Annotated in this window: 14 protein-coding genes; 12 read left to right on the top strand and 2 right to left on the bottom strand. The window is 42.8% G+C overall.

Annotated features, from left to right (window positions below):
* Positions 1–239 precede the first annotated feature (239 nt).
* The 10 genes from IZU26_RS12670 to IZU26_RS12625 all read left to right on the top strand — a co-directional run bounded on the left by IZU26_RS12670 (position 240) and on the right by IZU26_RS12625 (position 7,899).
* Positions 240–1,022: a hypothetical protein gene (locus tag IZU26_RS12670; protein WP_433279480.1), complete on the top strand. Its 783-nt coding sequence runs from the start codon at positions 240–242 to the stop codon at positions 1,020–1,022.
* A 101-nt stretch (positions 1,023–1,123) separates the two neighbouring features.
* Positions 1,124–1,924, top strand: coding sequence for a hypothetical protein (locus tag IZU26_RS12665; protein WP_433279478.1), 801 nt, complete (start codon positions 1,124–1,126; stop codon positions 1,922–1,924).
* Between the two features lie 14 nt (positions 1,925–1,938).
* Entirely contained in the window at positions 1,939–2,214 is a 276-nt protein-coding gene (locus IZU26_RS12660; protein ID WP_433279476.1) for a hypothetical protein, read from the top strand.
* A 143-nt stretch (positions 2,215–2,357) separates the two neighbouring features.
* Positions 2,358–3,245 carry a carbon-nitrogen hydrolase family protein gene (locus IZU26_RS12655; RefSeq protein ID WP_433279474.1) on the top strand — a complete coding sequence of 296 codons (888 nt, stop codon included), beginning with the start codon at positions 2,358–2,360 and terminating at the stop codon, positions 3,243–3,245.
* 155 nt (positions 3,246–3,400) lie between these two features.
* The gene (locus tag IZU26_RS12650) at positions 3,401–4,330 is read left to right on the top strand and encodes a DNA-methyltransferase (protein ID WP_021495581.1); all 930 of its coding nucleotides are present in this window, start codon (positions 3,401–3,403) and stop codon (positions 4,328–4,330) included.
* Complete coding sequence (locus IZU26_RS12645) at positions 4,327–5,229, top strand: hypothetical protein (RefSeq protein ID WP_433279472.1); 903 nt, start codon at positions 4,327–4,329, stop codon at positions 5,227–5,229. Before IZU26_RS12650 ends, IZU26_RS12645 begins: the two co-directional genes overlap by 4 nt.
* Before the next feature lie 251 nt (positions 5,230–5,480).
* Entirely contained in the window at positions 5,481–5,768 is a 288-nt protein-coding gene (locus IZU26_RS12640) for a hypothetical protein (protein WP_433279470.1), read from the top strand.
* Positions 5,702–6,208, top strand: coding sequence for a hypothetical protein (locus IZU26_RS12635; RefSeq protein WP_433279468.1), 507 nt, complete (start codon positions 5,702–5,704; stop codon positions 6,206–6,208). Before IZU26_RS12640 ends, IZU26_RS12635 begins: the two co-directional genes overlap by 67 nt.
* A gap of 189 nt (positions 6,209–6,397) precedes the next feature.
* Complete coding sequence (locus IZU26_RS12630) at positions 6,398–7,369, top strand: hypothetical protein (protein WP_433279466.1); 972 nt, start codon at positions 6,398–6,400, stop codon at positions 7,367–7,369.
* Positions 7,366–7,899: a hypothetical protein gene (locus IZU26_RS12625; RefSeq protein ID WP_433279464.1), complete on the top strand. Its 534-nt coding sequence runs from the start codon at positions 7,366–7,368 to the stop codon at positions 7,897–7,899. Before IZU26_RS12630 ends, IZU26_RS12625 begins: the two co-directional genes overlap by 4 nt.
* A 145-nt stretch (positions 7,900–8,044) precedes the next feature.
* On the opposite strand, the gene IZU26_RS12620 is transcribed toward IZU26_RS12625, so the two are convergent.
* On the bottom strand, positions 8,045–10,009 hold the full coding sequence (locus IZU26_RS12620) for an FAD-dependent oxidoreductase (RefSeq protein ID WP_433279460.1): 1,965 nt from the start codon (positions 10,007–10,009) through the stop codon (positions 8,045–8,047).
* Positions 10,010–10,277: 268 nt separating this feature from the next.
* On the opposite strand from IZU26_RS12620, the gene IZU26_RS12615 reads away from it, so the two are divergent.
* Complete coding sequence (locus IZU26_RS12615; RefSeq protein WP_433279458.1) at positions 10,278–11,882, top strand: xylulokinase; 1,605 nt, start codon at positions 10,278–10,280, stop codon at positions 11,880–11,882.
* A gap of 28 nt (positions 11,883–11,910) precedes the next feature.
* Entirely contained in the window at positions 11,911–12,636 is a 726-nt protein-coding gene (araD, locus tag IZU26_RS12610) for an L-ribulose-5-phosphate 4-epimerase AraD (protein WP_433279456.1), read from the top strand.
* 40 nt (positions 12,637–12,676) lie between these two features.
* Here the strand turns inward: araD and IZU26_RS12605 are convergent, their stop codons facing one another.
* Positions 12,677–14,155, bottom strand: coding sequence for a peptidase U32 family protein (locus IZU26_RS12605; protein WP_433279454.1), 1,479 nt, complete (start codon positions 14,153–14,155; stop codon positions 12,677–12,679).
* Between the last annotated feature and the right edge of the window lie 8 nt (positions 14,156–14,163).

The raw sequence follows: 14,163 nt of genomic DNA, 5'->3' as shown, positions 1-14,163 counted from the left end.
GTAACGACAAATCTCGAGATACTTACCTCAAATGATGTAAGTAAATTACGAGAAACTAGTGATATGAAAATCACCTAACACCCGCTTCAACACTGACATTTGTTTTGTCATAAAACTTGCTTAATGTGCCTTTACGGTACTGCAAGTTTTACGCCAACTTTGCCGCTGCTATGTACATCGGCAAAGCCACAAATGCAGGTTAAGTGAATGTTAGAACGACGCCTTTGATGAGAGGAAATATGAAAAGACTCATTGCTTCGATAGTTATCATTGCAAGTATTATTTTATTGTCGAGTTTTATTGGCTATTTAAAAAGTGGATACACACTTTTTAATGGAGTCTATAACAGTGATATTCTTGGTTCATATTCAACTTTTATCGGTTCAATACTTGGACCATTAACTTCAATAGTCGCTTCTGTTCTATTTTTCTATTCATTAAAAGAACAACAAAAATCGATTAATTTGCAGACTAAAGAATTACTAGAGATTCAAGAGTCTAATAATATAAACAATGATAATGAAAACTTTATGCTACTTTTAAGAGAGTTAAAGGAAATAAATAATTCATTAGATATTATTATTCAATATAATCATGAAACTATGTCAGCTAAAGGTTATACAAAGTTAGATGTTATAAAACAATTAAAAATATATCAATTAAATCCAAGTTTGTCGTTAAAATGTGATAGTAATAAAGGGGATGAAAAGCCTAATCAAAAAAAATATTTATTTTGTAAAGAAAATGATACCTTTGTTTATGAAGGAAATTTTTGTAGAGTCGTTAAACGACCAAAAAATGAAATCGATTATTTTCAAGAACTAGAACGTAGAATTTGGATACTGACAAATTCGTTAATTGAGGTTATTAACAATAGTAAAAATAAGGAAATACAAAAAAAAGTTCTTGTAAGTAATTTGAATTTTACATATTTAGATGTTATTTTGGGTATTTTTAATCAAAGAAATACACACCCGGACGATAAAATCATTTTTGAAATAATGATTGAGTTAATTGAGTAAGAGCGTTCTAACACCCGCTTCAACACTGACAAACGGGACTATGCCCGTTTGCAGCTTAGGCGAATGTTATACGTACAGCGTACTGCGCTGGAAGGAATAAAATGAAAAGTAAAGAAGTAATAATTGAACAACAGAAAGATTTTATTCAGGATATAAAAAACAAAACTTCAGAATTTATAAATTCAGTGGATAAATCAGAAATCGAAGCTATTCTTCTTTCCGGAAGTGTTTCCCGTGGTGATTTTTTTCCTGCAAAAAAAGAAAACGGTGAATATAATGGAATGGTCGATTTAATCGCAATGTACAAAAAGGGAAGTAATATAAAAGCAGAAGATATTTTCGGTCCAGACCGGGATCCACCAATTCCATATCATTGTGTAAAAATTGATAATGTCTGGTTTGCCGTTTTATTTACAGATTTTATAGACACAAACAAATTTTCGCAGTATGAAGAACCAAGGAAATTTTCTGTATCGGAATCTCAGATTTTGTATGATCATAATAATTCCTATAAAAATGAACTTGGAAAAATAAATCAGTTTATAAAAGAGGAATTAAAAAATAATCTGAATAATTCATTGGGCTACATTCATTATCTCATTTCTGATTATAAAAAAGACCGCTGGTATCGCCGTGATGCATTAATTCAACTGCATGAAAATCTGAATACTGCAATACGTGCCGGAATCCGTTCTTTGTTTTATTTGAATGGTTTTTATTCTCCTGCAGAAGATCGGGCAATTTATTATTCGCACAGTTTGCAAAAGTTGCCTGAAAATTATTCAGAGTTGATTTTACAGGTTTGTAATCAAAATACAGATTCAGAAGAAGATTATTTCAGACGGGAAAAACTCTTTATGGGAAAAATAGTAGGATTTATAGAAACTGCTAAAGGCTGTTAATTGTCGGAATTGTTGTGGAAAATATTGTATTGAATATTTGGATTGAAATGAAGAAAGACGTAAAAGTCCGACTAACATTTAAAAATTTATATAATTCTGATGAAAAATATATTTTGATTATGGAAATAGCTGAAAATGGAAATATCAGATGTATAAACTTAATTGTAAAAGGTCGGAAAGTATTTGATGCTTCTGGAAAATGCGTAGATTTTGGTGATGCCTATCCTACAGTAACGGAGTATGGTAAAATTATGATTACTAAGCAATTTATAAATGCTTGGTTAGAATAAACGTATAACACAGTTTTCAAAGCCGACAAAACCTTTATCACGGAAACTTGCGGTTGTAAGTTCCGCGCCAAGCCTGCGGCACGTTTTTGTGGTTTAAAACAATTGTTAGATTGACAAGATTTAATACAATAAGGAATACGCAATTGAGCAAAATTATAATAGCTTTACTACAATTAATGCCGGGGAAATCTCCTGTTGAAAATATGCATATCGGTATAGCAGCTTGTCGCAAGGCAAAAAATATGGGGGCAGATATAGCATTATTTCCTGAAATGTGGAGTATCGGTTACGAAATACCTGAAACTGTAAATGAATTAAAGAGTAAAGCAATTAATAAAAATGATACGTTTATACGTTCATTCTCGGATTTAGCGAAAGAATTACAAATGGCTATCGGCATAACATTTCTTGAAAAGTATGAGCCGTTACCAAGAAACAGTATATGTCTGTTTGATAGATTTGGAAAAGAACTATATACCTATGCAAAAGTACATACATGTTCTTTTGGAAATGAAAAAGCTTTAATGCCCGGTAATGATTTTTATGTATCTGCATTAGATACAGAGCATGGTTGTGTAAAAATAGGTTCAATGATTTGTTATGATAGAGAATTTCCGGAGAGTGCACGAATACTCATGCTCAAAGGTGCAGAAATAATACTTGTACCGAATGCATGTCCAATGGAAATTAATAGAATTTCACAATTAAGAGCAAGAGCATTTGAAAATATGGTTGGTTTTGCAACTGTTAATTATCCGAAAGGAAAACCTGATTGTAATGGTCATTCTACAGCATTTGACGGTATTGCCTATAAAATTGATGAACCATATTCGCGAGATACATTAATAATAGAAGCCGGAGAGGAAGAAGGAATATATATAGCAATTTTTGATATAGAGGAATTAAGAACGTATAGAAGTAGAGAGGTTCACGGCAACGCATACCGGCAGCCGGCAAAATATAAGATTTTATTATCGGAAGAGAAACAAGAGCCGTTTATCCGTAATGATTATAGAAAGCCAGCAAACTAACACTCGCTTCAGCGCTGACATTGCGGACAAGCCTTGTTGCAGGTTAAGCGGATGTTACATGGATGGTTGTCCTATGTGACAAACGCTTTTCATAAAAACGCAAGAACTTTATTCGTATCTGCACAAAAGAGTAAAAATTTGATATAGTAACTATCATGGGTGGATTACCAGCATTAAAACTTGAAGATATGAAAACTCTTTTTGACTATCAAAACTATACTTTTGGATTAAAGCCAGAGTTTATTTTTGATAATGGCGCTATTTTTAATGAAGATTGTATTGATTTCTTAAAAAAAATTAAAACAAACAGCATAAATACTGTTTTTGCAGATCCTCCTTATAACATAAAAAAAGCTTCATGGGATAATTTAGGAACTATTGACGAATATGTTGCTTGGTCTATATCTTGGATAAGAGAAGCTTCTAGAGTTTTAAAGGAAAACGGAACACTCTATATTTGTGGATTTACAGAAATTCTTGCTGATTTAAAACGTCCTGCCTTAGAATACTTTTATAAATGTAAATGGCTTATTTGGTGTTATGATAACAAAGCAAATTTAAGTAATGATTGGGGGCATAGCCACGAAAGCATTTTATGTTTAAGAAAATCAAAAGATTTTACATTTAACATTGACTCAATAAGAATTCCATATAATAAGCATACATTAAAATATCCAGAAAGAAACCAAAATGGAAAAAACAGTCAATACGGCGGAAGAGAGTGTAATAAAATTTGGACACCAAATCCTAACGGAGCAAAACCCAAAGATGTAATAAATATTCCTACCACTTGTAATGGAATGGAAGAAAAAACCAAACATCCTACTCAAAAACCAGAAGCCTTGTTAAGGAAGCTTTTATTAGCGTCAACAAATGAAAATGAAATTATCGTTGATCCTTTTTCCGGATCCGGAACAACAGCCGTTGTTTCAATTGAATTGAATAGGAAATTTTTAGTCAGTGATAATTGTTCTGAATACAACAAAATAGCAAATAAACGTCTTCATAATTTGGAACATAAAACAATTAATGAATGGATTTTATTTGATAAAAAGACCGAAGAAAGGAGAAAAAGTATAAAATGACCTTATATAGTTTGCTCGAAAAAGTAGAAAACGATACAACTATGAAAGGTTTAACATGGTTTCTAGATATTGCAGATGAATATTTAAATTTTACAAATTTCGGGGAAGCTTTTACCCCTAATATTCAGGCAGATATTGTTTCTCAAAATGAAAGTAATTATCACTTTATTCAGTATAAAGATGACGGACATCATTGTGTTACAAGACCAATAAATTCAGATATTTTTCTAAAAGCAAAAGAATTTTCAACTGCCCGTAAGATATTTGAATATTCTCTACCCAACATAAAAGAAATCAAATATGATACTGATGCACGAAAAATAATAAATCAAATAATTTACACCTGTCAGCAATGTATTGGGTGTACATTAGATGCTCTAAACAATTCAAATAAAGCAAAAAAGAAAAATGGAAGCTATTTTGAAATTCTTATAAGAAACACAGTAAAAGCTTGTGGGGTAAATATTGATGATAAAGACGAAGTTGTTTTATTACCGGATAGCAAAGAAACGATGAAATTTGAACATGATATTATACTGCTTAATTCTGAAAACGAAGAAAAAGCTATTGGTCAACTTAAAACATCTTCAAAAGACAGAATCGATAAAATTTTCTTAGATAAATATATGTATAATAAAATCAAAGAAGTAGATATTCCTCATTTTGCTATCTTTCTAAATGATGTACAGAGAAAAGAAAATAAAAACAAAGCCCTATATGGAATTAATTCCACTTTCTTACCGGGACATTTCAAGGCATATACAGTTGCTTTAAATCCATTAGATGGAGTTTATTATTTAGATTTACGTCCGGCAATTACAAAAGACGCATTTTTAAATGAACAAATAAGAACCTTTGATAATTTTCTTGTAGAAGATATGTGGAAATTTATAAAATAAACTCACCTAACACCCGCTTCAGTCTGACATTGCTTTTGACAATGCATGTTAAGCGGCAGTTAGGTAGACACCATCGAGCAATAAGATAAAAGAAGGAGAAATAATTGTGGAAAGGAAAAAGAAAGAAAGAAATAAATTCAAGATGATAAATAAAGCCCCCCGCTTCGTAGCCGACAAACGGGACCGAGTCCGTTTACAGGTTAAGCGTTAGTTAGACGGACGCCCGCACAACGGCGCAAGGAAAGTAAACAATGAAAAAAATATTTTGTATATTATTTTTATTCTCAGCTATAGTAAGTTCAATTTTTGCAGATAAAAATCGTTTTTATGAAAATGGAAAAGTAATTGATACTATGAATGGAAAAGTGATAAAGCCGAATACGGGTGGGCTTTTGGCGGTTATCTGTCATCAAAACAGCCTGATTTTGTCCCTCCAAAAAATGCAGCTGAATTACAACAGTATTTATCATCTGTGGAATATTGGGATGAATATGAAAATAATAAAACAAACTATTATGTATTTAATTTTGACCTTCTGAACGGAAGATTCTGGCACGGCGGTGAAGGTTCTGGTATAGGCGAAGGTGGTAATTGGAAGACTCTTTCAAAAAATAAAGTTTACTTTCATACAAGTTATGTTATGGAATATGAGGAAGACAGTTCTTGGGAACTGGTTTTTAAGTTTGAAAAAGATGGTTCATTTAATTATTCTTCCGGAAAAAGTATCAATTATTGTTACCCAGGATTTAGCAAAAAAAACTGGTCGCTATATTCTGTTACAAGTAAAGGAAATTACATAACTTATTATGCTGGAATTAAAGATTGGAGTCCTTATAATGTTAGATCGATCGAAGAAATAATTATGGAAGCTATAAGCTGGGGAATATCAGCAGATGGAACTTCTTACGAGAAAAATTATCATAAATATTGGAATCCAATAATGGAAGAACATCAGAAAAAAGCCGATGCTATGAAATAAGTATATGATAGCTTTTTTTTCGGCTCATCAAACGTTTCCGACAATCTTTCCCTGCCCATGTTTTTTTTACTTGAATCCGCCTTTTTTACCGCTCTCCTAAGAACCGCTTCCTGCCGGCATATCATAAAAATATAAAAAATTGTGCAAAAAACTTCCGCTTTTTGACACTCTGCGACGATTTATACTGTGATGAAAACGGACACCAGTATACGCGCGGCGGATATTGCCGCGTGTACCGATTTACATGCGGATGGAATGCTCTGTGCGATTTTACGGCAGGCGCGTGTACTTTCCGCCGAAGAAATCGTTATCGGAAAAGCGGCCGTCACATTTAAAACGCACGGAGCGTTCTGTGAAAAGATGACTCTGCAGCCGCCTTTCGCGCGGCGCCTCGCCGACCATATAGCGTCCCTTGCGCATTTGGACGGAAGGACAAAATTGTGCGGCAGATTTATCCACCGCGGTGTACATCCCATTTTGCTATATACCGTCGTCGTACAGGGCGGTATCGTGCTTCGCATACCTGTTTGTCCGCGTATTCTGCCGCCGCTTGAAGGGCTCGGCTTGTGCAGCGCACAGATAGAAGCGCTTCGAAAATTGAGCGCACAGCGAAGCGGTCTTATAATTTTCTGTTTGCCGGATGAACGCCGTATTTCGACGGCTGCAGTATCGATCTTTTCCGATATGCGGCGAACGGGAAAAGCGTTCTGCGTAAAACCGCCGTGCATACTGCACTTACACAGCGAAGAGAGCGTGAATACGGCGATCGAAACGGCGCGTACGGATACTCTTGTTTTCGCGCTGCTTGCCGCATCCGATATCGCGTCCGCTTTTATGCAGCTGAAAAAATATCGCGCTTCTTCCGGCGATATCGAGGGGCTTTTACGTTGTATTATCGCACACGAGCTTTTGTACGACGGAAGCGATATTCATTTGCTTTTCGACATTGCATTTCCGGCATGTCCGCTTAAAATAATATTAAACGGCGGATCGCCCGCTCCCGATACGGACGATTCGTTTACGCATTGTACGAATGTCGCCGCCGAAATACTTAAATCGCTGAAAAGGCATTCGCGTCTGCCGCGTACGGTAAAACCGGCCGTATCGGGTGAATCGATTGTAGCGCGCGGAAAGAAATTCGTGTACGAGGCGGCAAGATGAAAAACAAATCGATAATCGGAACGGAAAGCGTAGCTGCGGCCGAAAAAACCGGATCGAAAAACGGATGCAGAGTGAAGAAAACCGACGGACTTTACGTTTTTGCAAAATCGAAATTCGCGTTCGCTGCGATGTGCGTTCTTTGCTTTACGCTTCCGCTTTATGCGCACACTCCATACCGCATAAAGGGCGAAGTGTCCGTCGGTACGGATACGGCGTTTTACGAATATACGGGCATTGTGCTGACGTTTTACAATACAAGCAGACGCACGGTACGAAAATTTTTTGTCGTCGTCTTTTTAAGCGGAAGCGACGAAATGATTTCATTTTCGAACGAAAACCGTATCGTTTTCGAATGCGATGAAAACGTCGCTCCCCGTACTGCAGTACGGACGGAGTTCGGCCTCGACGACTATATTTCGGAAATGCAGGATGAAACGTATCACATCGATTTTTTATACGTGAGCAAAATCGAATATGACGACGGCGGCGTTTGGGAAGATCCCTACGGTGTACATGTCGTAAGGCACTAGGACATCTCGAAAAGCTCGCCTTTAGCGATTTCTTCGAGATTTCGATGAGTTGTAACTCGCCGTATTATCGCGAGTTACAACATCACATTTTCAAAGTTGCCTCTAAAAACTGCAGTTTTTAGAGGTTCCTACCAGTTTATTGTTATTACCGCGCGTCTGCGACAACCGTATCGCCTGCGAGCTTGCCGAATACGACCGTGTCCACGACGGCGTTTCCGCCCAAGCGGTTCGCACCGTGTATGCCTCCGGTGATTTCACCTGCAGCGTACAAACCGGGGATTGCTTTTCCGTTCATACCGATAACGTGTCCGCTCGTATCGATCGTAACACCGCCCATTGTGTGGTGAACGCAGGCTTGTCTCGGAGTCGCAACCCACGGACCCTTCGTCAGCTTCGTCGAATAGAGCGTTCTGCCGAATTCGTCGCGGCCGGATTCAACGCTCGCATTGAACGTGTCGATCGTCGCTTGGAGCGTCGCAACATTCATACCGAGTTTTCCGGCGAGTTCTTCGAGCGTGTCGCCCTTGTAGATATAGCCGTTCGATTCGAGATAGTCAAACGTAAAGCCGTCCGCACTTCTCCATGAAGGATCTTTGATGTCTTTGTATTTGTCGCCGTCGCCGGATTCGAGCATGTAGAACACTTTATCGGGCTGTGCAAAAACCGCAAGACAGATATTGTCACGGCGGCCGCCTTCGTTCGTAAAGCGTTTGCCTTCTTTATTGATAAAGATGATCTGATCGGTGCCGTTGACGTCTCTCGGTGGATACTTCGTCAGCTGTCCGTCTTTTAAGTTGCCGAGATACAAAAGCTGGAGTTGTTCCATATCGGTGAGTGAAGCGCCGGCTGCGACCGCCATTTCGATACCGTCTCCCTGAGAGCACGAAAAGCGGTTCGTCGTCGCGACTTTGCTCAAGTCCTGCCATTTGCCCGACGTATTGTACTTTTGTACCATCGCACCGTTTGCGGCAAAACCGCCGGTTGCGAGGATAACGCCGACCTTTGCCGAAAGGGTAAACTCGTTGCCGTTTCTGTCGACGCACACGACACCGGTAACTCTGTCACCGTCTTTGACGAGCGATTTGCCCGTCGTTTCGACCATGATGGTAACATTATTCATCTTGGCGATGTTTTCGACATAGGTCGAAATAAAGCCCGTTCCCATCTTCATCGTGCTGGTGTGCGTGCGTTCCCAAAGAGAACCCGCTCCCTGGCTGATGACGTCGGAAAAGCTCATACCCAAATCGTCGATCCAGTTAAGCCCGTCGTATGCGTTGTAGCACAACACTTTGACGAGATTCAAATTACCGACCTTATCGCCGCCGTTCCATGTCTGCAGTGCAAACCATTCTTTCGAATCGAAGAGGTCGGTTCTGCCGCTCGCCTTATACGCGTTCCACTGCGAGCGCACCTGCGCTTGAAGCGCGGCGTGTTCACCGCTTTTCGGTGCTTCGGCGAGGGCCGCTTCGATCGTGCGTTTTACCGCATCGCCCATCGTCACTTTTTTCTGCAGCGCTTCATCGGGCGTATTGTAGATGGCACCGCACACGAGTGTGTCGCCGCCCACTTCACCGTTCTTTTCTACGATGATAACCGATTTATTCTGCTGACCCGCTGCGATAGCAGCCGCAAGTCCCGCGCCGCCGCCGCCGACAACGACGACATCAGCGCTCGCATTTTCCGGAGCGGAAGCCGCTTCCGGTTTTGCGTTCCAATCGGCGGGATTCGCTTTCGCCTGTTTCAGACAATCCGACACGGCCGCTTTGATGGCGGCGGACGTAATCGTCGCACCGGTTACGACATCGACGTTTACCGACTGATGCTTTACGATTTCGGCGGGGATCAATTCGGTAGGAGCCATTCCTCCGGCCGTCAAAACCGTACCGTTCGCGTCCATGAGCGGACTGCCGATTCCCGGCGTTTCCGAGTTTTTCGTAACCTGTACGTCTGCGATCTTTTTGTTCGCAATCGTAACGGACACTTCGATTGTATCATTCATACCCTGTACGGACGAAGTGTAGGTTCCGTTTTTAATCGATTTACCGCCGCAAGAAATCAAACCCGCAACGGCAAACGCGATCAGTGCAAATGAAAATACCTTTTTTTGCATTACCAATGCCTCCAAATAATAATAACCGATCGCTACAACACATAGCGATTCTTTTCCATATTATGAACTTATATCCGATTTGTCAAGAAATATTCCACCCATTCCATCCGGGTAAAAGATAGTCTGCGTTCGCATACACTTTGCTACCGTCTGCACTCGGCAACTTAACGCATTGTTTTCTCATCTCTTGACAATAAGTACCGAAAGATTATACCGTAATCACGGATAAATTATACGGGTACATCAGTTTTTAGGAGTATGAATATTTATGGAAGCAAAACTCATCGCAGAAGAAATACGATCGGGCAAAGCGATTCTCGGTATCGAACTCGGTTCGACGAGGATAAAATCGGTGCTCATCGATACGAAAAACGCCCCCGTCGCACAGGGCGCTTTCGATTGGGAAAACTCCTTTATCGACGGCATCTGGACGTATCCGCTCGATAAAGTGTACGAGGGTATTGCGGAAAGCTACGCTCGAATGAAAGAAGATGTCATGCAAAAGTACGGCGTAGAGCTCACAAAACTGCGAGCGCTCGGCATCAGCGCGATGATGCACGGCTACCTCGCCTTCGACAAGTCCGGCAATCTGCTCGTCCCGTTCCGTACTTGGCGCAATACGATCACGACGGAAGCGGCGGCAAAGCTTTCGGCGCTCTTCGATTACCCCGTTCCCGAACGATGGAGCATATCCCATCTGTATCAGGCTGTTTTAAACGACGAAAAGCATGTCGGAGACGTCGCGTTTATGACGACGCTCTCAGGCTACGTGCATTGGAAGCTGACAGGGAAAAAAGTGCTCGGTGTGGGAGATGCGTCGGGCATGTTCCCGATCGACATCGCAACAAAAAATTACAATAAAAAAATGCTCGCACAGTTTTCATCGCTCGTCGCGGAAAAAAAGTACGGCTGGAATATCGAAAGCGTTTTGCCCGAAGTGCTCGTTGCGGGAGATAACGCGGGTTCTCTTACGAAAGAAGGCGCCGCTCTGCTCGACAAAGACGGTATGCTCGAAAGCGGCATTCCGCTCTGCCCGCCCGAAGGAGATGCGGGCACCGGCATGGTCGCAACGAATTCGGTCGCAAAGCGCACGGGCAACGTTTCGGCAGGCACATCCGTATTCGCGATGGTCGTGCTCGAAAAAGAGCTTTCAAAAACGTACAGCCGCAAAATCGATTTGGTGACGACGCCCGACGGTTCGCTTACGGCGATGGCACACGCGAACAACTGTACCGGAGAATACGACAGCTGGATCGGCGTTTTCGGCGAAGCGGCGGCAGCTCTCGGCGCTCGCTTCGACAAAGGAACGCTGTACGATGCGCTGCTCGGCCTCGCGTTGAAAGGGGACAAAGACTGCGGCGGTCTCATGCCGTACAACTATATTTCAGGCGAATCGATGACGGGTCTCGAATCAGGACGACCGCTTTTTGTGCGAACGCAAAGTGCCGGCTTTAGCCTTGCCAATTTTATGCGCGCCCAACTCTTTACCGCACTCGGCGCGCTGCGTACCGGCATGGACATTCTGTTCGACAAAGAGCACGTCGCCCTCGATACCCTCGTCTGCCACGGAGGATTTTTCAAAACGGCGGAAACCGGTCTTCGCGTTATGGCGGCGGCAATGCACACCAAAGTCGCCGCTCTCGGCACGGCGGGCGAAGGCGGCCCATGGGGAATCGCCCTCCTCGCTTCATATATGGTGCATAAAAACGGACGCAGCCTCGCGCAATTTTTAAACGAAGACGTATTTGCATCGAGCGAATCGAAAACCGTCGTACCCGATCCCGCCGATGTCGAAGGATTCAATACATTCTTTGCGCGCTATACGAAGGGATTGCCCGTCGTAAAAGCCGCGACGGAATACATCGATTGGTAAGAACGGCAATCTTTTTGTAGAGGACAATATGGCAGGTGCATATCAAAGTTTAAAAGAAGAAGCATACGAAGCGAATATGGAAATCCCCAAACACGATCTCGCCGTGTACACGTGGGGCAACGTTTCCGCATTCGATGCGGGAAAAGGCGTGTTTGCGATAAAGCCGTCGGGCGTCCCTTATTCCGAATTGACGAGCGACGCTATGGTCGTCGTCGATTTGGACGGAAAAATCGTCGAAGGGAAACTGCGCCCGTCTTCGGATACGCAGACGCACATCGTTTTGTATAAAGAATTCGCTGTAAAAGGCGGATGCAAAGTCGGCGGAATCATCCACACGCATTCGCCGGCTGCAGTCGGTTGGGCACAGGCGATGCGCGCCGTTCCGCTCTTCGGTACGACGCACGCCGATCACATCCAAACGGAAATCCCGTGTACGCCCTATCTTTCAAAAGAAGCCGTCGAACGCGATTACGAAACAGAGACGGGTACGCTGATCGTCGAACATTTTAAACAGCACGGCTACAATCCGGCCGAAACGAATATGGTACTCGTCGGCGGACACGGCCCCTTTGCGTGGGGAGGCGATGCGGCAAAAGCGGTGTACAACGGTGTCGTCCTCGAAGAAGTGTGCAAGATGGCGCTCAATACGATACTCGTCAATCCGGGCGCGATGCAGCTTCCCGACTACATCGTCAACAAGCACTATATGCGAAAGCACGGTCCCGGCGCATACTACGGACAGCAAAACAGATAGCGGCAATTTAAATTGTTCGACAGCCCGCCGAACAATCCGTCTACCGTTTCGATGCTTTCGCCCGCTCAGGCAGGTACGCTTCGTCGCGGATACGCACGAGAGAAGAGCTTTCAAGCGCCGTCGAACTGTAGAGCACGCACGGATGTCCGTCGAATGCCCATGAACGAAGCGTGCCCGTTTCGGAATCGATGAGGAGCCACTCGCCCGCTTCCGCTTTTCGAAGCGCGCATTCGGGCGAAATGATTTCAAGTGTATCGGCCGTATCGATTTTATTAAAAGGCGTAAACTCATACATACGCCAGCCGTCTTTTTTTTCGGCTGCGGCGGGTATTTTTTCAGGATGATTTTTTAAATCGCGTTCGCGCGCAAAGCGCGCTTCGTTACACAGGGCTGCAAGCGATTTTTGAAAATCGCACACCGTTTTTTCTCCGCGCAAAAAGATCGCGCTTTGCTCCGCTTCGCTCACTTCGCTTCCGATTTCCGCCGCAAGCGCATAGGGACTGTCGGACGCACCGCTTGTCGTCACGTCGGCGTCTTCGCGGCTGTAGTAAAATCCCGTCGTCGATTCCCGATGCGGCACATTGTCGAGCTCTGCGATAAAAGGAAAAGCCTCTTCGAAAGAAATTTTGCCGACGAGCACGTCGAGCGCTTTACGGTACGCCCTCGTTACGAGCGCAACGTAATACACGCTTTTCATCCGCCCTTCGATTTTTATCGCGTCGATACCCGCGTCTTTCATATCCGAAAGCTTATCGATCATATTGAGATCTTTACTCGAAAGGACTGCGGTAAAATTATCGCCTTCAAAAATCGGAAAATATTCATCTGCTCTTTTTTCTTCCGAAAGCCGCAATACACCCGATGAGGCGAGGCGCTTCGCAGCATCCGCATCGAAAAACCGATTTTCGTCCGCGCTCACGCTGAAATTCCAGCGGCACGTATGAGAGCAAAAACCGCTCTGAGCGCTCCTACCTGTAAGATAGGCGCTCATGAGGCAGCGACCGGAATAGGCGATGCACATGGCGCCGTGACAAAAGGCTTCGAGCTCCATATCGGGAACGGCGTCTTTAATTTCGCGGATTTCTTTAAGCGAAGCTTCCCGTCCGAGCACGATGCGTTTAAATCCGAGCCGCTTATAAAACAAAGCGGCGGAAGCGTTGATGCAGCTCGCCTGCGTGCTCAAGTGAAGCGCCGCGTCGGGGAACTCTTTTTGCAAAATCGGCACGATGCCCAAATCCTGCACGATAAACGCATCGATCGGATAGCGCTTAAAATAATCGATATTGTTTTGAAAAGAAGCGATATCGTCATTGTGAAAGGCGATGTTGAGCGCGCAGTAGAGTTTTTTTTCGGGAAAGCGTTTTTTCAGCTCACATACTTGCTCGTATTCGTCGTCGTAAAAATTGTCGGCTTTGACGCGGAGCGAAAAATGCTTGAGACCGATGTACGCGGCATCCGCTCCGTATGCGTATGCACAGTATAATTTTTTTACATTACCTGCAGGCGAAAGAAGTTCCATCGCAAATC

The organism is Treponema sp. SP13 (genome assembly GCF_050938355.1).
GTDB lineage: Bacteria > Spirochaetota > Spirochaetia > Treponematales > Treponemataceae > Treponema_D > Treponema_D socranskii.
This window is presented reverse-complemented; position numbering and strand designations above follow the sequence as displayed.

Excerpts from the sequence above, each read along its gene's own strand:
- IZU26_RS12670 (WP_433279480.1), top strand. The coding sequence starts at position 240 with ATGAAAAGACTCATTGCTTCGATAGTTATCATTGCAAGTATTATTTTA.
- IZU26_RS12665 (WP_433279478.1), top strand. The coding sequence starts at position 1,124 with ATGAAAAGTAAAGAAGTAATAATTGAACAACAGAAAGATTTTATTCAG.
- IZU26_RS12650 (WP_021495581.1), top strand. The coding sequence starts at position 3,401 with ATGGGTGGATTACCAGCATTAAAACTTGAAGATATGAAAACTCTTTTT.
- IZU26_RS12645 (WP_433279472.1), top strand. The coding sequence starts at position 4,327 with ATGACCTTATATAGTTTGCTCGAAAAAGTAGAAAACGATACAACTATG.
- IZU26_RS12640 (WP_433279470.1), top strand. The coding sequence starts at position 5,481 with ATGAAAAAAATATTTTGTATATTATTTTTATTCTCAGCTATAGTAAGT.
- IZU26_RS12630 (WP_433279466.1), top strand. The coding sequence starts at position 6,398 with ATGAAAACGGACACCAGTATACGCGCGGCGGATATTGCCGCGTGTACC.
- IZU26_RS12625 (WP_433279464.1), top strand. The coding sequence starts at position 7,366 with ATGAAAAACAAATCGATAATCGGAACGGAAAGCGTAGCTGCGGCCGAA.
- IZU26_RS12620 (WP_433279460.1), bottom strand. The coding sequence starts at position 10,009 with ATGCAAAAAAAGGTATTTTCATTTGCACTGATCGCGTTTGCCGTTGCG.
- IZU26_RS12615 (WP_433279458.1), top strand. The coding sequence starts at position 10,278 with ATGGAAGCAAAACTCATCGCAGAAGAAATACGATCGGGCAAAGCGATT.
- araD (WP_433279456.1), top strand. The coding sequence starts at position 11,911 with ATGGCAGGTGCATATCAAAGTTTAAAAGAAGAAGCATACGAAGCGAAT.
- IZU26_RS12605 (WP_433279454.1), bottom strand. The coding sequence starts at position 14,155 with ATGGAACTTCTTTCGCCTGCAGGTAATGTAAAAAAATTATACTGTGCA.